Consider the following 24,043-nt stretch of genomic DNA (forward strand, 5'->3'; position numbering starts at 1 on the left):
AAGAAAGCTCCCCTTTAAGAATCAAAAGGGGAGCTTTCAGCCTGTTGGCAAACGCTCGCATCCGTTGTTGCTCGTCTCGCTCGTCCGCTCATGAACTTTAGTTCTATTCGCGTCTTCGCTCGACTTCGCGCCTAGGCTGGCAAGCGTTTTCAATCAGGCTGAAGAAACTCCTGACCATTACTACTTGCCTAAAATTATATTTTCTTGAAAACGAGTGATGCGTTATGTCCACCGAAACCGAGAGAGTTGCTCATCGCATATTCGATGTCCGCTTTTCTTGCTTGATTAACGACATAGTCGAGGTCGCATTCAGGATCTTCATTCACATAATTCGTTGTCGGAGGAAGAATCCCTTCTTGCAATGCCTTTACCGTAAAGATTGCTTCCAGTCCGCCTGCAGCGCCGAGCAAATGTCCAGTCATCGATTTCGTTGAGCTCATTGCAAGCTTATACGCATGTTCACCGAAAACCGTCTTCGCAGCAATCGTTTCGAACAAGTCGTTATACGGTGTGCTCGTACCGTGGGCATTAATGTAATCGATTTTATCTGGGCTAATCTCTGCCTCGTCAAGAGCTTGACGCATTGCACGTGCAGCACCCTCTCCTTCAGGGGCAGGTGCTGTAATATGATGCGCATCGCCTGTTGAGCCGTATCCTACGATTTCCGCGTAGATTTTGGCACCGCGCTTCACTGCATGCTCATACTCCTCAAGAATAAGGATGCCCGCGCCTTCCCCGATGACAAAGCCGTCCCGCTCTTTATCGAATGGACGTGAAGCTGTTGCGGGATCAGGGTTTAGGGATAATGCTGTGTTGGAGCAGAAGCCTGCCACCGCCATCGTTGTAATTGGTGCTTCCGCGCCTCCTGTAATCATGACGTCTGCATCACCGCGTTTAATTACTTCGAATGCATCTCCGATTGAGTTCGTTCCGGATGCGCATGCTGTCACTGTACATGAGTTGATGCCCTTCGCACCGAAATGAATCGATACTTGACCTGATGCCATATCAGGAATCATCATTGGAACGAAGAATGGGCTGACACGACGGTATCCTTTTTCAAGGAATGTCTTGAATTGCTGCTCATGCGTTTCCATGCCGCCGATGCCTGAACCGATCCAGACGCCGGTGCGCAATGCTGTCTCTTCATCCAATTCGAGGTCTGCATCTTTCATTGCCATGATGGACGCAGCCAATGCGTAATGTGTAAAACGGTCCATCTTCCGCGCATCTTTTCGAGAAATGTATTCTTCGATATCAAAATCTTTCACTTCTGCCGCTACTTTTACCGGAAATTGTTCACTATCCAGTCTTGTAAGAGGTCCGATTCCAGATTTTCCGTTCAATACCGCTTCCCATGATTCTTCTGCGGAATTTCCTACTGGAGAAACTGCTCCAACTCCTGTAACGACTACACGACGTTTTTCCATTATTGAAAACTCCCCTTCATTTTTACAATTCATAATTAGTTATATCGCTTCGTTTATTATATAGTAATCCTATTTTATTTTCCCCATTTTATACATAGGGCGCCCCATGTGAGTCCGCCGCCGAAGCCGACTAGGACGATAACGTCATCATCTTTGACGCGGCCTTCCTGCAAATCATCGAATAACGAGATTGGAATCGATGCAGCTGACGTGTTTCCGTATTTATGGACGGATTTGGACATTCTTTCAATAGGAAGTCCGAGCCTTTCACGAGATGCTTCCATAATGCGGATATTCGCTTGGTGCGGAATTAAGTAATCGACGTCATCTGTCGTCAGACCAGCCTTTTTCGTTACATTTACAGCTGATTCGCCCATTTGACGGACCGCAAATTTAAATACTTCACGCCCATTCATATGGATATATTTATCTTGGTATAAATGCTTGCCTCCCGTACCATCCGCTCCTAATTCGAAGGAAAGGATTCCCCGGCCTTCGCTTACTTTTCCAACAACCGCAGCACCTGCACCGTCTCCGAAAAGGACTGCTGTATTGCGGTCTTCCCAATCCGTAATTTTTGATAGTTTCTCTACACCTACGACGAGGACATGTTTATACGTTCCCGCTTCAACGAAATGTTTAGCCATGACAACGCCGTACATGAAGCCCGCACAAGCCGCAGATACATCCATCGCTGCCGCATTTTTCGCACCTAGTCGCTCTTGGATCATCGTTGCGACGGATGGGAATGGACGGTCTGGCGTCACAGTTGCTACGATGATCATTTCGATATCTTCCGGATGGAGACCTGAATTTTCAATAGCGTCCACTGCTGCGTTATACGCCATGTCGGATGTATCGGTATTGTCATCTGCAATGCGTCTTTCTTCAATACCTGTGCGCGTGCGGATCCATTCATCTGTCGTATCGATACGCTGTTCAAGATCATGGTTTGTCACAACTTGCGTAGGAACAAATTTCCCTACACCGATCAACCCTGCATTCATATTACATACCCCGTTCCTTATCATCTAATATTAGTACCTGGTATTAATTATAGAAGATAACACATCGTTTTTCAATATGTCGACACGATTTCGCCAAAGAAAATCTAGATTGCATATAATTTTGTTTATTGATTGGTGGTGCTATGGTATGATGAACGAGGAAATAGTTACAATGAGGTGAATTTGATGAAATATATCATTACATTTGTTTGGTCTTTTCTACTTGTAACGATGTTGAACTACGTAGCCGGTTCAATCGCCGGAATCGCATCTTTCGACTTCATGGGCGGAGTCATCGCTTCGGTCATCTTGTCAGTTATCGTACTAGGCGTAACTGCTGTCATTCCTGACGAGCAAGTCGCAGATTATTGATTCATCTGTAAAGCCGTTCACTTAATTGTGGATGGTTTTTTTATTTGTTCTAAGTCCATTGCATGTGGAAGTTGATATTTTAAGCGCGGTAGTCGTAACTTTGGGCGTGGAAAACGTCGCTTTAGGCGCAGAACAGGTCACTTTGGACGCGGAACACGCCATTTTGGACGCGGAACACGCCACTTTGGACGCGGAACATGCCGCTTTGGACGCGGAACACGCCATTTTGGACGCGGAACACGCCACTTTGGACGCGGAACACGCCACTTTGGACGCAGAACAGGTCACTTTGGACGCGGAACACGCCACTTTGGACGCGGAACACGACACTTTGGACGCGGAACACGCCACTTTGGACGCGAGAGACGCTTCTTTGGGCGCGAGAAGCAAAGAAGCCTTGGTAGCCGATGTTAAATCGGTGACCAAGGCTTTCTTTATTGTTTATCAATCTTCAATTTCCCGTCTTCCATCGTCAACACCAATTTCTGGCCATCTTTCAAATCACCTTTAATGATTTCCTTCGCGACGACTGTTTCGACGTGGCGTTGAATGAATCGTTTCAACGGTCTTGCACCAAACTCCGCGTCCGTGCCTTCCTTGACAATCCAGTCTAGTACATCATCGTTATACTCCAAGTCGATCTCTTGTTCATCGAGCCGTCTAACAAGATCCTCGAGCATTTTACGTGCAATCAAACGGAACGAGTCGCCTGATAACGAATGGAAGATGATAATATCATCCATCCGGTTCAAAAGCTCCGGTTTGAAGTGGCGGCGCAACTCCGCCATGACCAGATCCTCTGCGGCATGCTCATCCGAATCAAACTGGCCTTGCAGCAAGTATGCCGAGCCGATATTGGACGTCATAATGACGACAGTATTTGTGAAATTGACGAGACGTCCTTGGCTGTCCGTAATCCGACCGTCATCTAATATTTGCAGCAAAATATTAGATACATCTGGATGCGCTTTCTCGATTTCATCAAGAAGTACGACCGAGTACGGATTGCGTCGTACCGCTTCCGTCAACTGTCCGCCCTCTTCGTAGCCGACATAACCTGGAGGCGCTCCGACGAGGCGAGATACACTGTGCTTCTCCATATATTCGGACATATCGATTCTTATGAAATGATCTTCCGAATCGAACAGCGTTGCTGCCAGCGTTTTCGCAAGCTCCGTCTTCCCTACCCCGGTAGGACCAAGGAACAGGAAGGATCCGATTGGCTTATTCGGGTCTTTTATGCCTGCACGTGCACGCCAAACCGCTTCAGTAACGAGCTGCACGGCATCGTCTTGACCAATAACTCTCTCTTCTAATGTTTCGCGGAGACGCAGCAACTTCTCCCGTTCCCCTTCAACGAGCTTCGTGACCGGAATTCCCGTCCAGCGGGCCACGATCATTGCAATTTCGTCCTCAGTCACTTCTTCGCGGAGCAAACGGCTGTCTGAACTATTCGCAAGCGGCGCTTCCAATTCCTGAAGTTGTTTTTCAAGCTCTGGAATTTTGCCGTATTGGAGTTCTGCGGCTTTATTTAAATCAAAACGATTTTGCGCATCTTCCAACTCACGGCGGTACCGATCAAGATCTTCCCGTTTCGCTTGAATATTACGCAAAGCCTCTTTCTCTTTGTTCCACTGTTCCCGCATACCGGCAGAAGAATCTTTCAGCTCTTGCAGCTCGGTGCGCAATGCTTCGAGACGGTTTTGACTGATTGCATCCTTTTCTTTCCGCAACGCTTGCTCCTCGATTTCGAGCTGCATGATCCGTCGTGTGACCGAATCAAGTTCCTGCGGCATTGAATCGATTTCCGTCCGGATCATCGCGCTCGCTTCATCCATCAAATCAATCGCTTTGTCCGGCATGAACCGTTCCGTCAAATAGCGGTCAGATAATGTCGCAGCCGCAACTAAAGCACGGTCATGGATGCGAACGCCGTGATGCAGTTCAAAACGTTCTTTCAAGCCACGTAGGATTGAAATCGTATCTTCAACGGAAGGTTCGCGCACCATAACTTGCTGGAAGCGGCGCTCCAGTGCCGGATCTTTCTCAATATACATTCGGTATTCGTCGAGCGTCGTCGCCCCGATGCAATACAGCTCTCCGCGCGCAAGCATCGGTTTCAACATATTACCGGCATCCATCGCGCCTTCCGTCTTGCCTGCCCCGACAATCGTATGAATTTCATCGATGAAAAGGATGATTTCTCCATTACTTTCCTTCACTTGCTTTAAAACGCCTTTCAACCGCTCCTCGAATTCCCCTCGGTATTTGGCGCCGGCGATAAGCGAGCTCATATCCAATTCGAAAATCTGCTTATCCTTAAGCCCTTCCGGCACATCACCTTTGACGATCCGTTGGGCAAGCCCTTCGACAATCGCGGTTTTACCGACACCAGGCTCCCCGATCAGTACGGGATTGTTTTTCGTTTTTCTTGATAAAATCCGAATGACATTCCGAATTTCTTCATCTCGTCCGATGACTGGATCCATTTTGCCGTTTTTCACATCTTCAACGAGATTTCGGCCAAATTGTTCAAGTGGTGTACGTTGGTCTTCTTGTACGCCATCCATTCTCATATACAATCACCTCATTGTTTGACTTTGACTATCTTTGATTAATTAAAATTATATGCTTTTCCTTCCTATAAGTAAAGCAAACTGCCTACTTTTTTCCTCTACCCTTCCTAAAAAGCGTTAAACAAAAAAGGCCGTCTGACAATAAGTCAAACAACCTTTTTTTATGGTTTATTAACGCACGCCAAGCGCCATTTTCGCATAGCGTGACATATTATCTCTCGACCATGGCGGATTCCAAACAATGTTGACATCCACGTCTTTCACTTCAGGCAACTCTTGCAGTTCCTGTTTGATGTTGGCGACGATTTGAGGTCCCATCGGACAACCGAGTGATGTCAATGTCATTGTTACTTTGGCAGTACCTTCTTCGTCCAGTTCTGCATCATAGACAAGTCCCAAGTTGACGATATCAATACCGAGCTCGGGATCGATCACATTTTCCAAGGCACCCATCAAGCTGCCTTTCATATCATCATTCATTGAAATTCCCCTTTCCGAATCTGTTCTGCCTTCATCATAGCAAGGATGGCTTATTCATTCAAATAAGATGCGAACCAATCGACCGACCGAAGCATGCCAGATCTTGAAACGGCGTGCCCTGCTATTGGATCTTTTATAAATTCAAATCGCTCAGGTTCATTTTCATAATCCTTCTTCGCCGCGTTGAAGAAATTAAATGTCGGTTCAAACGGAACGGTCGTATCGTTTTGCCCGTGCCAGAAGAAAACGGGACGATTGTTGAGCTTTTGCTTTTGTTTCGTCAAATCGAAAATAGCGAGTGTATCAAGCAGCGCTTTCCGTTCTTCGTCGGTAATTGGCAATTTGAAACCGCGACGCTCAAATTGAGACATTTGTGCTTTAGCAAGCTCTACATATCCTGGTGCTCCCATCATGACGGTCGCTACGTCAATCCATGGATACGCAGTCAAGCAGCCAAGCGTAGTAATTCCGCCCATAGAAGTGCCGCCCATGCCGATTTTTGATACGCCTCTCTCCCTCAACTCTTTATATAGCACATCCATTTCTTCAATCGATGTGAGGACGATTTCCCAAAAACGCAAGCTCAATTGGACTTCATCCAAACCTTCATCCCGTGAACCATGCAAATGGGCATCGGGCAACAGGACGCGGTATCCTTTCTTTGCGATATTATATGCGTAATGCAAGTTATGCTCTTTGGCACTCGTAAAGCCGTGTAGGAAGATGACGGTTGGTATATTGCTATTTTCCATTGTTTCATCCACAATATGCAGTAATGGTATATTGCTCCAATTTTCCTCTTTGACAATCATTCGAACACCTTCTGTACTTTTTCTAAATCGTATCAAAGTTTTACTAGAAAAACAAAAAGGACGGTTTTCCGCTGGAATGTTTTGACTTGCCAAGATAGATAACGATAAACTGGACAGTATAATAACAAGCTGTATTAGCTCGTTGAATCACTGAATGAATTGGGTATAGAACAAAGAAACTTTCCAAAGGGGGCGGAATTATGAAGCCGCATTTGATTGTCCTCGACTTGGACGGGACATTGTTAACAGACGAGAAAGTGATTTCGGAGGAAACTGCCAATACATTAAAGCGTGCGGAAGAACAAGGCCACCAAGTAATGATTGCGACTGGAAGGCCATATCGTGCAAGCTCGATTTACTACCGCGAGCTTGGCTTAACTACACCGATCGTCAACTTTAATGGAGCGTTCGTACATAATCCGACCGACCGCTCATGGAAAACGGTCCATGAAACGATTGCTCTTCCCGTCGTCAATGATGTTGTCGAAGCGATGCAGGATTTCCGATTCCATAATATCATTGCGGAAGTGATGGACGATGTATACTTGCAATATCACGATGAAAAGCTTTTGGATATCCTCAGCTTCGGAGCTCCTGTCATCAAACAAGGCGATATACGGGAATCCTTGCAAGTCGAACCTACGAGCTTGCTTATTCAAGCGGATCCAACGAATGTCGATACGATCCGAAGGCATTTGGCGGAAGTCCACGCAGAAGCGATCGACCATAGACGATGGGGTGCTCCATTTGATGTCATCGAAATTGTACGCCACGGGTTGAATAAGGCAGTCGGCATATCGCATGTCGCTAAATATCTAGGAATCCCGCGCGAGCGTATTATCGCTTTTGGCGATGAAGATAATGATCTTGAAATGATCGATTACGCAGGTGTCGGCGTCGCAATGGGCAACGGAATAGACAGACTGAAATCCATTGCTGACGAAGTGACGTTGACGAATAACGAAGATGGAATTGCCGAAGTACTGAAAGAACGGTTATTATTAACAAACAAAATATAAAAAGAATGTGAGGGGACTTTACAATGAGAATTTTTGCTGACAGTGGTTCAGATTTGCCGAAATCATTTTTTGACGAAAACGATGTTACGCTTATCCCATTACGCGTGTTAATCGATGACAAGGAAGGCGATGATGTCCTTGAGATTGATTCCAAGGAAGTATATAGTGCCATCCGTAGTGGAAAGCATCCAAAAACATCACAAGCATCGCCCGAACTGTTCCTTTCCACTTGGAAGGAACTTGCCGCATCAGGAGAAGACGGTCTGTACATCGCTTTTTCGTCCGAGCTATCAGGCACGTACAACACAGCAATCATGATGAAGGACCAAGTCAAAGAAGGAAATCCGGGCATGAATCTCGTCATCATCGATTCACGCTGTGCTTCTCTAGGACATGGTCTTCTTGTGAAGGAAGCAGTCCGTCTACGGGATGCAGGCGATGATGTAAGGACAATTGAACGTAAAATCCGTGACATGGCCGCCCATATGGAGCACCTGTTCACAGTGGACGATCTCGATTACTTGGCGAAAGGCGGACGCGTATCAAAGGCGAGCGCTTTCATCGGCGGCCTCTTGAACATTAAACCGCTCCTTCATGTCGAAGGCGGAAAGCTCGTCCCGATCGAAAAACATCGTGGCCGAAAAAAAGTGCTTCGCCGCATCATTGAGCTGATGGAAGAACGGGGAGCCGAATTTTCAAAACAGACAATTGCCATCAGTCACGGGGATGACGAAAGCACAGCTCTTGAAATGAAAGCACTTATTGAAGAGAAATTACAGCCGAAAAATGTCGAAATCCATATGATTGGGTCAGCTATCGGATCCCATTCCGGACCTGGCACGATTGCAATTTTCTTTTTGAATAAGGTCAATCAATAATATACGTTCCATCATAAAATGCCTTTTCAGACATGGCCGCCACCAAGTCCGAAAAGGCATCTTCATTTTATACTTTTTCTTTTCCCTTCCTCCTGTTTTCCCGTCCTTTTTTAATAACGAGGAACAAGAAACCTAGGAAAAGAACGTAAACGAGAATCGACGCGATCAAATAAGGAGTATTAAAACCTTTATCATCATCCGCAATGTACACTTCCGCAAGTTCTCTGTCCAAAATGACACGGAACATACCGTCATCAGATTCCCGGATTAAATCGCCATCCAATACTCCACGCAATTTCTTGTTTGCACCGATCTTTTCGGCAGGTATTGACAAACTCGCAGTTTTCGATGTGTTGTTAATGGCGATCAACCATGTTTCATCTTCCGAAGTCCTTTTAAAGATAAGGAAGCCATCTTCATTGTGCAACAATTCGAATTCACCGTTCCGAAGAGTTTCCGATTCATTGCGAAGCAAATTCAAATTACCGATTAAATCCTTGAATTCCATGTCCGTCTTGAAATTGAAAAGCGGATGGCTTTCAGGTGCTTCTTTACCGTTGACTGCTATTTCCGTCCCGTATGTCATGAGTGGCACGCCAGGAAGCGTAAATAATGCAGTTGCAGCCACTTTCCAGCGGGTCGGTGGGAACATCCGGGCTTCCACGATATCATACGTGAAACGTGGTCCCGTCAAATCATCGTACTGCAGCAAGCCGCGGTCTTCACTTTCCTTGAAAATATTTAGCGGAGTTGAATCCGGATCTGCTTTAACGAATGACTGACGGAGCGCTTCCATTTTCTCATCGCTCGGCTGCAAATCAAAGGCTGCCCCGCTTTTTTCATTCGTCAATACGTATGCGCCTTCCTTAGTGTCATGGATTGCGTCGATCATTTTATTCAAGAACGCCTCATCAAACCCGTCGAGTTTTGTCAGACGGATTCCATCTAGTTCGTAAGTCGTGATGAAATCTACCGCTGCTTCGATTAATGCGTTCTGCACGTTTTCATCGGACGAATTCCAATCTACCGTGCCGTCAGCGGAATGGACGAATTGATATGTCTGTCCTTTCGCCCATTCATGTTCCGCACTGACCTTCCCCAAAGGAAAATCGGCGATCACTTTCATTTTCTTCTCATGGACTTCCTTGACTAATGCATCTAACTCTTCTTCCGTACCGAAATGAGGTTCCAACTCGGTATAGGACAGAACCCCGTTTCCATCATACGTCTCTGTCTTGAAGACCGGACCTAACGAAATCATCGTAAAGCCCATATCGATAATATGCTGCAACCGTGCTTGGACACCGACGAAATCGCCGCCATTGAAGGCGTTGCCATTATGTGTATCGACATCGATATCATTGTTGCGTGCGCCGTTATTGAAACGGTCTACAAGCAGATCGTATATACTCTCATCCAGAATGCCCCGTTCCGCCTTGGCAAAAGCAGCAGCAGGCATGAATGCAGAAATAAACAATAAAAAAATGGCAGCTATGCCAATCAAACGTTTCCCTTTCACGAAAAAATCCTCCTCAGACAAGCTATCTCTTGCCATTTTAACAAAACAGAACGCACCTCGCCATGTAATGGAATGAAAAATCCATACAGGATAAAAGAATTAGTCGAATTTGTGAATAACCAAAAGCGGAGGGCGCCTGCTTAGAAGCGACAGGCATAAGGCAAAGTTGCAGCGTGGCGTTCTTTGCCACAGAGCAACTTTGACTTATGACCCCGAGCTTCTGGCGCCCGAAGTCTAGACGATAACCAAAGCGGAGGGTGCGCATGAAGTTTAGACGGTAACACCATAAAAAAACCGCCGGGAATCATACCGACGGTTTCCATGTTTATTCATATTAGAAAAATTCAAAGCCCATTGGCAATCTGAAGCCAAGGAACATTGTTGCAAAAAGGAAGACGAAAAACAAAATCCAGAATGTCGTCACTTTCTTTCCTTTTTCGGAACGTACGAGGACCATTTCCATCATTCCGATCGTCAATAGACCGAGAAGGAATTTAATGCCGTATTCTGCCCCTCTACCATAGTCCATCCCTTTAATGAAGAGTGCGACTCCGGAAATAAGGATAAGAATGTAAAATAAGCGTGCAATCATATGCGTAATCTTTTTTCCTTTTGTGCCGTTCGCCATCACTGCCGAAACGAGGAAAATGATAATGCCTACGACCCATGTGAAAATATGAAAATGGGGCGTACTTGATAAAAAGTCCAAACTGTTCACCTCATCGATAATAAATTCTACTCTATCTTATCTATCTTATCATAGCAAAGCTTTCCAGAGTAGGAAATGGCCTTATACAAATCGATTGACGAGTGTCCCGATGCCCTCTACAGAAATTTTCACCGTGTCGCCGGCTTTCAAGAATTTCGGTGGAGTAAATCCTTTTCCGACCCCTGCAGGCGTCCCTGTCAAAATGACATCGCCCGGCTCGAGCGTTACAAATTTCGAGATTTCGGCAATCAATTCATCGATCTTGAAAATCATGTCAGATGTATTTCCGTTTTGACGTACTTCATCATTCACTTTTGTGACGATTGAAAGATTATGTGCATTCGGAATTTCATCTTTCGTGACGATATAAGGACCTATCGGGCAAGAGCCATCCAAGCTTTTTCCAAGGAAGAACTGCTTATGGCCGTATTGTATGTCCCTAGCCGTAATATCATTCGCAATCGTATAGCCGAATACGTGGTCATACGCGAGCTGTTTCGGGATATTGCTGCCTTTCTTGCTAACGACGACTGCCAATTCACCTTCATAATCAAGGTTGTCTGTAAGGGCTGCGTGCGCCGGAAGATCCTGCTCATCTGCAGCGATTGCAGTAGGCGATTTCGTAAAGATCATTAGCTTTTCAGGCGGCGCGTCCCCTCCCATTTCTGCGGCATGTTCGGCATAGTTTTTGCCGACGCAAAGGACGTTTTTCGGCGTGCGCGGAATCGGGGACAGCCATTCAATCTCCGTGAATGCATACTTGAATTGTTCCGGATTTTCACTATTCCGAGCTTGCTCGGCAAGTTTCCTCACCTTTTCAACAAACTCCAAACCTCCTGCGATGCCTTCGATGATTGTTGAAGGGAAATCCGTTTCGCCAAATGCTTCGGCAATCGATTTCACATCCCAGACCGCTTCCTCTTTTTTCACTTTCGGACCGAATAATGTTCTTCCTTCAAACCGGAACGACAAAAGTTTCATGTAAAAGCCCATCCTTCCTAATAATGTGGAAAACCTTTTCAACTAATAAAAGTAATACTCATCTACAATTCTACAAAGCTTGCACTTTCTCCTCTTTTTTCGTCATGTTTTTCCCGTACGTCCCTTTCCGCCAAAGCCATTCGAAAGGTCCCATCCGGAATTTCAACAACCAAAGCTCTGCGAAAATGACTTGGATGGCAAAAATGCCGACAGCAATCAGCGTACCTGTCTCTAAATCCACTTTTCCATATAGACCGAAGCCGTATCCGTAAAAGAGGATTGTTGCGACGATCGATTGCGTCAAATATGTCGTTAATGACATGCGTCCTGCCTTAGATATTGGTGAGAAGATCGTGCGGAAAATCGGCAATTGGCAAAGCAAGATGATAACAGATGCATAACCAATTGCTAAAATCGGACCGCCGATCAGTTGCTGGGTCAATAAATTATGATAGGCGTGGCTATCCATATATGGCCATGATTTTATAAAAATCCCGGCAACTAACGCAATGATGCCGACAATAGCAATTTTGCTTTTCATTTCAGCTGCACGTTCAAACAGTTTCCCCTTCGAGAATGCTGCGCCTATCATAATCAATGGCAACACCATAAAGATGCCCAAGAAGGAGTTCGTCAACCCGTATAAAAGCCATTCCGAAAAACGGAAAACGAATACTTCGCCATATGTTCCGTGCGCATATGCAGTAATTGCCAACTCAATCTGTTGAATATTGACATATCCGTCCATCAGTTGATTCGGATCAAGCTTCGCAAGTAAATAGATTACGCCGATGAAAAGAAATGTCGGAATCAAATAAATGATGATCGCAATCCAAAAAAGCCACTTTTTCGGAATCCTGATTGCCGCTAGCATAATGAATCCCATAATTGCATACGTGAATAAAACATCACCGGACCAGACGAACAATGCATGAATGAGGCCAAATCCCATCAGTATCACAAGGCGCTTCGCCATCATCGGCACGTAGGACGTTCCATTAGCAATCGCTTTTTCGTATTGCATATTCAATCCATACCCGAACAACATCGCGAAAATCGGGTAAAAGCTCGCTTCGACAAAAATGTTGATCAGCTTATACGATGCCACATCACTCGGTGTACTAAAATAGGAATGCGGATCGATATAAAAATAAGGTGAATGGAAAATGAGCATATTCGCAATGAAAATGCCGAGGAGCGCAAAGCCCCTCAGTGTATCCAACGCTTCAATGCGGTTCCCTATAGTTGGTGATACGTTCAAACTGTCTCCTCCTGAACATGCACAATCCTCTCCCCGTCAAACAAATAGAGGACCATTTCTTTAATCGTAATACCCGCAATCGATTCGACCGCTTTTTTATAAAGGCTCAATTGGATGCCGTAACGTTTTTGCATTTCAATCTGTATTTCTTCATCGGACCGGAATCTTCCACGGATCCGATCTGTTTTATAGTCTAGCAGTACCCAGCCATCTTTCTCTTCGAATAAACAGTCGGCAATCCCTTGCAAAATCTGATGATCGCCATCGTTTGCGTCGTATGCGTACGTAAATGGCACTTCTTTGAGCATCCTTAAAGATCCTGACAGCCTTTTGAAAAGAGACGTTCCGAAAAATCGGACGACCGCTTTCACATCGACTGCATTCGCTTCTTCCACTGTCAGTAATTGACGCGTCGTCAGCTCAGTGATGAAACGATCCACGTCTTGCACTGTATGCGTCTTCGACAGATCGATATGCTGCATGATCGTATGCATCGCTGTACCGATTTCAGCCCCCGACAACGCCCGAGATTGCATGAATGCGGGACGGTCATGTAAATAAGGAGTGCTCACTTCATCATCTTTCGTTGTGAAGAAGTCGTCGAAGTCCGGCTCCATCTCTAGCAGTGCCACCCTTTTCAAATCGCTCACCGTCTGCTTGGAACGCTTCTCAACGGAAGCTACGAATGGATAGACGTAGTCGAATCTCCGTGTCACTTCCTTGGACCAATCCGCATCGATTACGTCGTCCGTTGACGTCGGCACAGTCCTTTCGACGACTTCCTCCTCTTGCTCCTCCATCGTATTGAAGGAAGAAACAGGATATGCCGCGATTTCCCACTTCGAAGGATCATCGATGGCACGCCCTCCATACATGAAACCGAATTTCTCGAAATCCGGGTGGCGTGCAATGGCCGGCCCAATCCAATCCAAATAGCCATTCGCACGTGACCGCGTATATTCCGGAAGCATTTCGCCTGCTTCAATTAACTGAGCGTCCTGCCAGCTGCCGATCGCCTTTTCAATATCTTTGACAGTGGCAATCAATTCAAGATGCTCCTTCGCACGCGTCATCGCCACGTAAAGCACCCGCATCTCTTCAGCACGCATTTCGAGCTCCTTTTTCTCTTTCATCGCAAGGAAAGGAACGGATGTGTACGTAATTCGCAATTCAGGGTCGATTGCCTTTACCGCCAAGCCGAAATGCTGGTCGAATAAATAAGGTTCATTGAAGTCCATTTTATTGAATTGTCTTCCTGCCCCCGCGACGAACACGTATGGGAATTCAAGCCCTTTAGACGAGTGGATTGTCATAATCCGGACGACATCCTCCGTCTCACTGACGAAACGGGCAGCACCAAGATCATCTCCCCGCTTCTGCATCCGATCAATGAACCTGAGGAAACGGAAAAGTCCACGGAAGGAAGTTTTCTCATAATCGATGGCGCGGTCATGCAGCGCACGTAAATTCGCTTGCCGCTGCTTGCCGTTCGGCATCGCGCCGACCATTTCATAGTAATGCGTATCGTTATACACTTGCCAAATAAGCTCCGACAATGAACCACGTCGCGCTAAATTTCGCCAGTCCTCAAACATGAGGAAGAAACGCTGCAATTTCACTTGCGTTTCGGCAGCAATTCCCGCTCCGCCCGTCGCCATGAACAATTTCAGTGCCTCGTAAAATGGCTTGTTCTTCGCGGCGAGCCTCACTTGTGCCAATTCGTTTTCCGTCATGCCGACGAATGGCGCACGAAGGACTGATGCGAGCGGGATATCCTGATACGGATTGTCAATAACCCGAAGCGTATTAAGCATAATCATCACTTCGATTGCCTCGAAATAGCCGCGCGAGAGCTCCGCGTAGATTGGTATGCCCGCAAGCTTGAACTCTTCCGCAATTTCCCCGGACCATGTCATCGAACGCATAAGGATGACGATATCCCGATATTCAAGCGGACGTTTTTTATCCGTAAATGCGTCTGTTACTTCCGCACCTGACGCCATTAGCTCTTTAATTCTCCGGATCATATACCGAGCTTCCGCCTGCGAGCTTTTCAAGCTTTGCCCCGTCAGCTCCGTCGCCTCATCTTCCATATCCTCTTCGTCCGCTTCGTATAACAACGTCAAAGCGGCTGGTGATTCCTTTTCCGGATAGCGCGCACCGTATTTCAGAGCGGCGGCTTCATCGTATTCGACTTCGCCAACCCGTTCGCCCATCACTTGTGAGAAGATGAAGTTCGTCGCGTCCAGCACTTCCTTACGGCTCCGGAAATTCGCGTTCAGATCGATTTTCAGACCCTTTTCCCCATCATCCGACGTAAAACGATTGTATTTCCCAAGAAATAGTCCCGGCTCTGCCAATCGGAACCGATAAATCGACTGCTTCACGTCACCGACCATGAACAAATTCCCATCCTCTTCACTGCCACGCTTTACAAGCTGGATAATTGCCTCTTGCAGCAAGTTGACGTCTTGGTATTCATCAACAAGAACTTCCGCGAACCGATTCAAATAATCGACTGCGATATCGGACGGCACAAGCTCTCCATCCTGTTCCACTGCAAGAATTTGCAATGCGAAATGCTCCAAGTCCGAAAAGTCGACGAGACCTTTGTCCATCTTGACGTCGCCGTATCTTTTGCCGAAATCGATGACAAGCTCGACAAGCGTATGCATCATTGGCGCCATGAGACGGATTTCATCCAACAGACGCTTTGGGGTCCTCGTAAAATACGATTCTTTCAATGAATTGATGATTTTCTTTACGGAATCCCGTAGCGATTTTGCACGCTTCGCCAATTCTTCGTCGCAAGTGTTCTTCCGGATTGTGCCCGCCTTCACCCAAGTGAGTGACCCGAAAAATGCATACGTCTCTTCCCAAGTGCCTTCTTCAATCCGGCGCTTCGCTTCCCGAATCCATTGCAAATCAGCATCAGCTGTTGCAGCTAGCGGTTCGGGGCCTTCCGGCATTAGTGCAATTCGTTTCATATCCTCCGTCAGATGGATCGCTTCCTCGAGCGTATGACGAATCGCCGTCTTCAGCGGTCCGATGAAGTCAAGCTCATCAATCGTTACGTCATCATCCAGTTCGTATTGCATCGGAATCATCCGCAGCCATCTTTCCGGTGACGGATGCACGCGCGAATAATCGTACAACTTGTCAATGAGCGTCTCGATCGATTGGTCGTTCCTGTCCGACGTAAAGCTGTCGGCAAGCCGATACATTGCTTCCGGGTTATCGGCATTATAAGCATCTTCAAGCACTTCACCGATCGTATCGTCGCGAAGCAATGCCGCTTCCGTGCTGTCCGCTATACGGAACCCCGGATCAATGTCGATCAAATATGCATATTGGCGAACGACGTTCAGACAGAAGGAGTGCAATGTAGAAATTTGTGCTTTATTCAACAAACTCAATTGTCTTCTCAAATGGATGGATTCCGGATTGACGGCAATTGCCTCTTCCAACGCTTCCGCCATCCGGTGACGCATTTCAGCAGCAGCGGCATTCGTGAATGTGACGACGAGCAATTCGTCCACATCGATCGGATTGTGCTCACTCAACACTTTTTCGATCATCCGTGTAATGAGCACCTTCGTCTTCCCGGAACCGGCCGCAGCCGAGACGAGAACGTCTTTCCCCGTCGCCCATATTGCCTTCCATTGGGCGTCCGTGAATGTCACGTCTGCCGGTTTAACTGGAATGTTCATCATCATTCACATCCTTCCGCATCTTTTCAAGGGACTCTTCCGGGTTCATGCTTTCATAATGCCTGTATTTCTGCTCGGGATTCGTCGGGTCAAATTGACATACCGAACGATACGAGCAATACTGACAAGGCATTTTATCCTTCAATCGGTATGGGTACACCCGGGTATCTCCTGCAAGCATTCCGTCTCCTGCCTGCTGGTGGCGTTGCCTTACAAACTTCCGGACGACTTGCAAGTCATCCGTCGACAACACTTTCGAAGCTTTTGTAAATGAACCATCTGTCTTAAATGCAGCAGGAATGACCGCCGACGTCTTGCCAAGCTGCGCATCCATCCCCATGACGACTTCAGGATCATCGAGCAAATAGCCTCTCATCTTATACGATTTCAATATTTCTTCTTCAATCGAATCCTCTGTCAGCTCAAGTTCCGTCCGGATCATCGGGTTATGGACGTGCAAGTAGAGCACTCCCGCTGGATCTGCCTTGAACCCGATCCATTCCTCCGCATGCTCCACGGCGACGTCAAGATACGTCAACATTTGCAAGGAAATGCCGTAATAGACGTCGGTCAAATCGAGTTGCTTCGAAGAAGATTTATAATCAACGATTCTCACGTAATTTTTCCCGTCAATCTCCGTCGCATCGACCCGGTCAATTCTTCCGCGCAAATTCATTTGATTGCCACGCCGCAATGGAATTTCAAGTGGCGGAAGCTGTTCCCCCGGTCCAAATGCCGCTTCGATGGCTATCGGGCGGAACAAACTTTTTGCCGCCTGCTTGCCGAGCGCAAAAATCGTCCGTGTGACAATATGCGTTAATTTCCTGCGGATATAATGGTACCGACTCGTCGACAGCAAAATACGGTTGAAGAACATCGGCGCGATATGCTCCATCGCCATTCTCGCCAATTGCCAACATTGCTCCTTCGACAACTCCGTCCATGATCTTCCCGTCCGGTTCATTTCATCCGATACCCATTTTAAAGCCGCGTGGAATAAATCTCCGATCGACGGAGCTTCAAGTGTGAATTCTATCCGTTCCTGCAAGCCAAGTCCATAGGAAGCGAAATGCTGGAACGGGCAGCTGTAATACGATTCGATCCGTGAGACGCTCGATACGAAATTCTTGCCGTATAACCCTTCCGTAATGGCAGGTGCAAGCCGCTCCGTTTCATTCCGGTCCGTCATCGGCTTCGTAATATAGTCCAATACAGACGACCATAACGGATCATCTTCATAATAAGCGAGCACCGCCCGCCATTCGGCCGAAAGCTCCCCGGTATGCTCCGCTTCCTTCACTTTCATCGATGCGTAAGGCAATGCAGTTCGCGGATGGATAATGTAATCCGCCTGTTCCTCTTCATTCAACAGCTCAGACGGATCCGACACTGCCAACTGCAGCTCTATTCCCGGCAAGAGCTGTTGAATTCTTGCGATATAAAGCGAAGGCAATAGTGATTTCCCTTCTTCATCCGCAATCGGATAGGAAATGAACAGCTTTTCCCTCGCCGACGTGAACGCCCGGTATGCCATATATGATTCATCCATAAGCTTCATTTTCGACGAAGGAGCAAGCTCAATGCCGCTCATCGTGAACCATTCGCGGTCCGAGTCGGACAAAAGCCCTTCCGAGTCAATCCGTTGCGGCAACACGCCGTCATTGACGCCAATGACAAATCCGCAATCGATTTCCATTAGGCTAGCAAGCTCGATCGTCGTCACTGTCACTTGATCGAGGGACGGCGGAATGCGCGTAAATTCGAGTGTATCGAACCCTTCATCCAAAATACGCGCCGCTTCCTTCAACTCCATATTCTTTTCTCCGAACATGAGGACAAACTGGTCCAAAACATTGATCCACGAATCCCAAGCCTGCTCATGCTCAGTCGCGTTCAACAGGCGGCCTGCACGCTCCTCCTCCGCTCGCAAGTCGATGATCTTGTCGTATACTTGCAGCGATTCCATGAATAAAAACAGCGCTTCTGCGACTTCTCGGCCACTTTTCGACCGTTTCAGCCTGCCTTCAAGCTGCGCCAGCGGCTCCCGGATCAAATCCCGGATCAAATGCAGCTCCTGCTCCAATTGCCGCTCCTCATCGGTCTGCACAGTCGTATGCAATTCGAGTCCCCGATACCGCTTCACTTTCCAGCGCGATTCGTCAAACCACCGATTGCCGTAAATTCCGTTCGCGAGCACATAATTTTCGAGTCGGTCCGCCCGCTCACGCCAAAGGAGCTTATCTTCCCGATGCGGAAAGAACAAATCCGTCTTCACTGCGCGGAATATTGATTCATACGTCCAGCCCGCCGTTACAGCTTCAAGGACAGATCTTGAAAATTCGATAAGCGGATGATGGAGCATCGGTTTTTTCCGGCTAATGAACACCGGGATATCATATTGCGAAAAAATCGTCTCAATGAGCTCATCGTATTTGTCCGGCTGCCGGTACAAAATCGAAATCTCTTTATACCGCTCGCCCTTCATGATAAGTTCCCGTATTTTTCTCGCCACAGCATGGACTTCCGCCCGTCGATCCGTCGCCTCGATCAACGAAACCGCCCCCTCCGACGCTCTTTCTTTCGGAGGGTATTTCTCAAATTCATTCTCGAAGTGACGAAGCTCGTCGTTTTCAAACCGGAGAGGCTGTCCCATTTGGATCCCCTCTTCTATTTCGACCGATTCTTTTCGGGCAATGTCCCGAAGTTTCATAGACGTACGAACAGAATTGAAGAACAGCTCATGATCCGCATGCCCCGACAAATCGGATTCCATCGGCAATACAACCGTCACCCGATTTCCGTACTTCATCAATTCTGTAATAATTTCATATTCTCTCGCTGTGAAACTTTCAAAGCCATCTATATAAATATGTGCGCCTTTCATAAGATCCGAATGTTTAATTTGGGAAGCGAGCAACGCCAAATGACCTTCACTATCAACGTAAGACGTGCCGAGACGTTCCTCGATTTTCGATACAAGCAATGAAAGATCGCTCACTTTATCCTGCAACGTCCTCGGCGCATCGGCTGTTGCGAGCTGCTCTCGGAACGCAGCCAAAGTTTCCCGGTCGAGGCAATAACGGCTGAACTCCTTCATGAGGTCGCCGATTTTTTCTGTGAAGCCGCGTTTATTGGCAGCCTGCTTGAACAGCTTCAGCTCTTCCCGGTTCTCTTCAAGCACACTTCGTACAAGCATCCTGTAGCCGAATCCGTCAACTTCCTTCCGCGTAATGCCGCCCGTTTCCTGCAACACCCGCCACGCGAGCCGCTTAAACGTCGAAACTTGCGCACGAATCAAGCCATTCAAGCCGAAGTTCACCGATAGGCTAAGCTCCATCGAATACGACATTTGATCAGGGACGATCAAAATGACTGCCGGTCCCAACGGATCCCGTTCAAGATCTGCCGCAATTTCTCGCTCAATTACCGTCGTTTTCCCCGTTCCGGCTCTACCGGTCACAAACCGTAATGACATGGCCTTCTCTCCTTTCTTGCAAGCAAAGAAAAAATCCTATCTTCCTTTCTTTCATTGTACCGAAAGTTAAGGAGGACAGGAACTATTAACATTGTATTGGTAAATCCAACCAAAAGGCTGACGTCATAACCTTCCGTAGCCAAAGCAGCATGCATAAATTTAAAAACTCGTACAGAAACCGAGATTCCCATACATAACCGTACTCAGTCGCGCTCCTCTTCCTCTTGAAAAATCGAACTCGATTCCTCTTCCACTTTCCGATCAAGCCGCTTTTCAAGCCATTTGCCGACTAACCATAGAAGAACGATGATTCCGACGACAATTCCCGTCCGTATCGGCTGCGTCAACAACGCCTTCAGATCATAACCGATAAAGCTGATCGTAAAAATCATAACAAATTTCCCTGCCATCAAAATGAGCAAGTAAGTCTTCTTTTTCATATTTGACAAACCCGCCACAAGATTTACTAACGCGGAAGGCGTAAAAGGAAAACAGATGAGCAAAAATAGCGGAGCAAACCCGTTCCGCTCCACCCAGCCGATCAACTGCTGCACTCGTGCATTCCTCGTTAAAAATCGTAAAAAACGGTTACGGCCATAATTTCGGATAATCAAAAACACCGCGTACGAGCCTACAACCGTGCCCGCCCACGACAGAATAAACCCATACCAGAGCCCATACGCGCCCGCATTCGCAAAAACGAACACAAATAGCGGCAAAAAAGGCAAAAAGGATTCTATGAAAGGCAATAACAAACCGATAAACGGCCCCAACGCCTTATATTGCCCTGACAATTCAATAATCTTATCAACATCCAACCATTCTTCCATGAGCAACACCCTCGCCTATCAACAGTCGGCCTTCCCGATTACTGCTATCAATATACTACTTCGAATATTCCCTTTTCCTTATAGAATAACACCAAAACATCAAAATATAGTATAATTTCAATCATACATAATGAGAAAGACGTGACAAAATGATGAAAAATCAATTCGTCGCTGGCCTAAAAGCGGGGCTCAGCATCGCGATCGGCTACTTCCCAATCGCACTCACTTTCGGGCTGCTTGCAAAGACAACCGGTCTGTCACTCATCGAGGCGACTGCCATGAGTATATTCGTTTACGCCGGTGCAGCTCAATACATATCGCTCAATCTTATCTCTTTCGGAGTAGACCCGTTCACAATCGTCATCAATACATTCATCGTCAACATCCGTCACTTCCTAATGACGGCTTCCCTAAATGAAAAGATGCATCGTGCGCCAAAATGGGTGAAAGCGATCTACTCCTTTGGCATTACGGATGAATCATTTTCCGTCCTTGCAACAGGAAAAGAAGGAAAAATTCCGACCGCATATGCATTCGGAGTGACGATTATCGCGTACGGCAGCTGGGTCATTTTCACGATGGCAGGACATGTCGTCGGCGCAAATCTCCCCGGCTTCCTGCAAGTCGCCATGTCCATCGCCCTTTACGCTATGTTCATCGGCTTGCTCGTCCCTGCTATGAAAGGGAACCGCAAAGTCGTCATGCTCGCGGCACTCGCAGCTGTCATCCACTGCATTATTTATATCGGCGAACTGCTATCCACCGGCTGGGCGATCCTCGTCTCGACGCTAGGGTCGGCAATACTTATAGAAATTATCTACGCACGCCGCGGCAAAAGCATGCAAGCTTTGCATAAGGAAAAGGAGGAATACTAATGGGACCTACATATTGGTGGATGCTATTCGGGATGGCGCTCGTCACATACATTCCGCGAATGGTGCCTCTCACATTCCTCGACGGCAAGGAATTGCCTCCGATCATTAGCGGCGTTCTTAGCAATATCCCATACGCCGTACTCGGAGCACTCATCTTCCCAGCCATCATTTTCGTTCAGGAAGGCAATATCCTATTCGGCGTCATCGGTGCTGCAACCGCTTTCCTCATCGCCTTTTTAGGAGGAGGCGTCATGCCCGTCGTCCTCGGCACGATCGGCGTACTTGCCGTCTACAGCTTTTTTATGTGAATCGCGTCAAAGTGTGTGTACGCTGCGCGAATTAGCAGCCAGCCCGCAATACATGAAGTATCAGTTCAAGTGATCATAAATCTTTGCAAGTGATCATAAATCTTTGCAAGTGATCATAAATCTTTGCAAGTGATCATAAATCTTTGCAAGTGATCATAAAAAGGCTGCCACTGAAAGTCATTATCGACTTTCAGGGCAGCCTTTTCTTATTCATCCAACTGTTCGCCTTGCTTTTTTGCCTTCTTCACCATCCGCGTTGCATACCAAAAACCGACCGTCAGCGAAAGCGCATCCGCCACGTATAAAATCCAGTTATGCGTATAACCCGCATAAACAGACGCCGCAATGAGCGCTATCGTCAATGCGAGCCCGACAAAATGATGAAAAGTAACGCGGGTGAAAAACACGACGAGCAATCCAGGCAAAAGCAATGCGAGCATCAATTTCGTTTCCAATGCAGCGATATCCATTTTTCACCAAACCTTTTTGCTGAATTCAATTAACGGACAACGAGCAGTCCTAATCGGTGATGATCATGACGGTAGATCACTTGCTGCATAAGCCGCACTTCACCGTCGCGGCCGATCACTTGCAGACGACAATGGGCAGCGTTCACTTGAATCGCATCGTACAATTCCTTTTCATTCGACACTTGGATGCCGTTTACAGCCCGTATGCATTCCCCAGGAATCAATCCCAGTTTTTCACCAGGTGATTCCGGCAAGATTCCAGCGATGATGACACCAGCCGATTGTGGAGCGGCTGCAAATCCGCCTTTTCGCTCCCGTACAGCGACAAGGATTGATAGCGCTGCCCTGCCGACGACCCCGATGATCAGCGCAGCCCATCCGAGAATCGGCATCCACCAAGCAAATGCTCCTACAAGGACAACTACAGCACCAATGACGGTAACCGCTTGTCCCACTTTCGGGAACAGCACATCCGGAAAACTAGCCCTTGCAACTTGTGAGAATCCGATAATGATCGGCACTGGAAGAAAGCTGAATGACGCAGAGCCTATCGTTAATTGTGGCCAATAAGGTGCGTATTCCGAGATAAGATCTCCAGGCACGAGAAATATTACCGGCAACAGCCAGAGCCGTTTGGATTTATATGCAGCTGCACGCAATCCACGGTTCGTCTTCGTCAAGAATGGAGAGGCATAGGCGGCAGTATAACGACGTATGAGGAAGCCTTCTACGATGAGGAAAAGTCCTGCAATGACAGGTACTGTCAGCGCCAAATCTCCGAACAAATCGACATCGCCGAGAGACCAACCGCGATATGTAAGAGTTTCCGGACCCCATTGCTGAAGAGCAAACAAACCGAAAAATGCAATCGTTGCAAAATAGATCGGTGATGCGGCTTGGTAATAAAACGAGATCATCGACAATATGGCAACTGCTGAAAATAACGCAATCCACCCGACATCGACGGATAAACCGACTCCACAAATGACTACGGATATAATCAGCGCCGGCAACCATGATTCAGCGAGCAATCTTTTCATTTCCGTCAAACCGGGATGAAGTCGCACAAGGAAACTGCGCCGTTCCCGCTTTACCCGGAAATACCCTAGCCCGACCGCCGCCATTAAGGCAACCAACCAAACTGGATTCAGGAAAAATAGTGCAATAGCTTCTAACAGATCCATCAGTACTTGTTCACTCATCAACCGTCACCATCCCATCCCCGAAAACATGATTATTCTCTATTGTATCAAAAGATACGTCTCACGTGTGAGACAGCCGAAAAAATTCTCTCACTTCGTCCTATATGCGCAGTAAAAAACTCCCTACTG

The 24,043-nt window shown here is 47.1% G+C and carries 20 protein-coding genes; 6 read left to right on the top strand and 14 right to left on the bottom strand.

Annotation, left to right across the window (positions count from 1 at the left end):
* Positions 1–194: 194 nt before the first annotated feature.
* Together fabF and ACTHPA_RS08700 are read right to left on the bottom strand one after the other, a co-directional pair.
* Positions 195–1,430: a beta-ketoacyl-ACP synthase II gene (gene fabF / locus ACTHPA_RS08695; RefSeq protein ID WP_440499779.1), complete on the bottom strand. Its 1,236-nt coding sequence runs from the start codon at positions 1,428–1,430 to the stop codon at positions 195–197.
* A 74-nt stretch (positions 1,431–1,504) separates the two neighbouring features.
* On the bottom strand, positions 1,505–2,437 hold the full coding sequence (locus ACTHPA_RS08700; protein ID WP_440499780.1) for a beta-ketoacyl-ACP synthase III: 933 nt from the start codon (positions 2,435–2,437) through the stop codon (positions 1,505–1,507).
* Positions 2,438–2,623: 186 nt separating this feature from the next.
* Between ACTHPA_RS08700 and ACTHPA_RS08705 the strand changes: the two genes are divergently transcribed.
* Positions 2,624–2,809, top strand: coding sequence for a DUF2929 family protein (locus ACTHPA_RS08705; RefSeq protein ID WP_440499781.1), 186 nt, complete (start codon positions 2,624–2,626; stop codon positions 2,807–2,809).
* Between the two features lie 31 nt (positions 2,810–2,840).
* The gene (locus ACTHPA_RS08710) at positions 2,841–3,320 is read left to right on the top strand and encodes a hypothetical protein (RefSeq protein WP_440499782.1); all 480 of its coding nucleotides are present in this window, start codon (positions 2,841–2,843) and stop codon (positions 3,318–3,320) included.
* Here ACTHPA_RS08710 and ACTHPA_RS08715 read toward each other — a convergent pair.
* The 3 genes from ACTHPA_RS08715 to ACTHPA_RS08725 all read right to left on the bottom strand — a co-directional run bounded on the left by ACTHPA_RS08715 (position 3,244) and on the right by ACTHPA_RS08725 (position 6,677).
* Positions 3,244–5,385 carry an ATP-dependent Clp protease ATP-binding subunit gene (locus ACTHPA_RS08715; protein ID WP_440499783.1) on the bottom strand — a complete coding sequence of 714 codons (2,142 nt, stop codon included), beginning with the start codon at positions 5,383–5,385 and terminating at the stop codon, positions 3,244–3,246. The two genes, ACTHPA_RS08710 and ACTHPA_RS08715, sit on opposite strands and share 77 nt — an antisense overlap.
* 171 nt (positions 5,386–5,556) lie before the next feature.
* Positions 5,557–5,865 carry a metal-sulfur cluster assembly factor gene (locus tag ACTHPA_RS08720; protein WP_440499784.1) on the bottom strand — a complete coding sequence of 103 codons (309 nt, stop codon included), beginning with the start codon at positions 5,863–5,865 and terminating at the stop codon, positions 5,557–5,559.
* Positions 5,866–5,915: 50 nt separating this feature from the next.
* Complete coding sequence (locus tag ACTHPA_RS08725; RefSeq protein ID WP_440499785.1) at positions 5,916–6,677, bottom strand: prolyl oligopeptidase family serine peptidase; 762 nt, start codon at positions 6,675–6,677, stop codon at positions 5,916–5,918.
* Between the two features lie 200 nt (positions 6,678–6,877).
* Between ACTHPA_RS08725 and ACTHPA_RS08730 the strand changes: the two genes are divergently transcribed.
* Positions 6,878–7,696, top strand: a complete 819-nt coding sequence (locus tag ACTHPA_RS08730; protein WP_440499786.1) for a Cof-type HAD-IIB family hydrolase — start codon at positions 6,878–6,880, stop codon at positions 7,694–7,696.
* Positions 7,697–7,719: 23 nt separating this feature from the next.
* Positions 7,720–8,574 carry a DegV family protein gene (locus ACTHPA_RS08735; protein WP_440499787.1) on the top strand — a complete coding sequence of 285 codons (855 nt, stop codon included), beginning with the start codon at positions 7,720–7,722 and terminating at the stop codon, positions 8,572–8,574.
* A gap of 67 nt (positions 8,575–8,641) precedes the next feature.
* On the opposite strand, the gene ACTHPA_RS08740 is transcribed toward ACTHPA_RS08735, so the two are convergent.
* The 7 genes from ACTHPA_RS08740 to ACTHPA_RS08770 all read right to left on the bottom strand — a co-directional run bounded on the left by ACTHPA_RS08740 (position 8,642) and on the right by ACTHPA_RS08770 (position 21,059).
* Positions 8,642–10,093, bottom strand: coding sequence for an alpha-amylase family glycosyl hydrolase (locus tag ACTHPA_RS08740; RefSeq protein WP_440499788.1), 1,452 nt, complete (start codon positions 10,091–10,093; stop codon positions 8,642–8,644).
* A gap of 334 nt (positions 10,094–10,427) precedes the next feature.
* Complete coding sequence (locus ACTHPA_RS08745) at positions 10,428–10,802, bottom strand: YisL family protein (protein ID WP_440499789.1); 375 nt, start codon at positions 10,800–10,802, stop codon at positions 10,428–10,430.
* Positions 10,803–10,883: 81 nt separating this feature from the next.
* Positions 10,884–11,783 (bottom strand): fumarylacetoacetate hydrolase family protein, encoded by a 900-nt coding sequence (locus ACTHPA_RS08750; RefSeq protein WP_440499790.1) that lies wholly within the window; start codon positions 11,781–11,783, stop codon positions 10,884–10,886.
* A 70-nt stretch (positions 11,784–11,853) separates the two neighbouring features.
* A complete protein-coding gene (locus tag ACTHPA_RS08755) occupies positions 11,854–13,044 on the bottom strand; it encodes a DUF418 domain-containing protein (RefSeq protein ID WP_440499791.1) in 1,191 nt (396 codons plus the stop codon).
* Complete coding sequence (addA, locus tag ACTHPA_RS08760; protein ID WP_440499792.1) at positions 13,041–16,760, bottom strand: helicase-exonuclease AddAB subunit AddA; 3,720 nt, start codon at positions 16,758–16,760, stop codon at positions 13,041–13,043. The genes ACTHPA_RS08755 and addA overlap by 4 nt, the downstream gene beginning before the upstream one ends.
* Entirely contained in the window at positions 16,738–20,229 is a 3,492-nt protein-coding gene (addB, locus tag ACTHPA_RS08765) for a helicase-exonuclease AddAB subunit AddB (protein WP_440499793.1), read from the bottom strand. The genes addA and addB overlap by 23 nt, the downstream gene beginning before the upstream one ends.
* Before the next feature lie 203 nt (positions 20,230–20,432).
* Positions 20,433–21,059 carry a TVP38/TMEM64 family protein gene (locus tag ACTHPA_RS08770; protein ID WP_440499794.1) on the bottom strand — a complete coding sequence of 209 codons (627 nt, stop codon included), beginning with the start codon at positions 21,057–21,059 and terminating at the stop codon, positions 20,433–20,435.
* Positions 21,060–21,211: 152 nt separating this feature from the next.
* Between ACTHPA_RS08770 and ACTHPA_RS08775 the strand changes: the two genes are divergently transcribed.
* Entirely contained in the window at positions 21,212–21,934 is a 723-nt protein-coding gene (locus tag ACTHPA_RS08775) for an AzlC family ABC transporter permease (protein WP_440500091.1), read from the top strand.
* Positions 21,934–22,242 (top strand): AzlD domain-containing protein, encoded by a 309-nt coding sequence (locus tag ACTHPA_RS08780; protein WP_440499795.1) that lies wholly within the window; start codon positions 21,934–21,936, stop codon positions 22,240–22,242. The genes ACTHPA_RS08775 and ACTHPA_RS08780 overlap by 1 nt, the downstream gene beginning before the upstream one ends.
* A gap of 206 nt (positions 22,243–22,448) precedes the next feature.
* On the opposite strand, the gene ACTHPA_RS08785 is transcribed toward ACTHPA_RS08780, so the two are convergent.
* Together ACTHPA_RS08785 and ACTHPA_RS08790 are read right to left on the bottom strand one after the other, a co-directional pair.
* Positions 22,449–22,706, bottom strand: a complete 258-nt coding sequence (locus ACTHPA_RS08785; protein ID WP_440500092.1) for a CsbA family protein — start codon at positions 22,704–22,706, stop codon at positions 22,449–22,451.
* Between the two features lie 35 nt (positions 22,707–22,741).
* Positions 22,742–23,914: a PDZ domain-containing protein gene (locus ACTHPA_RS08790; RefSeq protein ID WP_440499796.1), complete on the bottom strand. Its 1,173-nt coding sequence runs from the start codon at positions 23,912–23,914 to the stop codon at positions 22,742–22,744.
* Positions 23,915–24,043: the final 129 nt, after the last annotated feature.

This window comes from Sporosarcina sp. SAFN-015, from assembly GCF_051966875.1.
Classification (GTDB): domain Bacteria; phylum Bacillota; class Bacilli; order Bacillales_A; family Planococcaceae; genus Sporosarcina.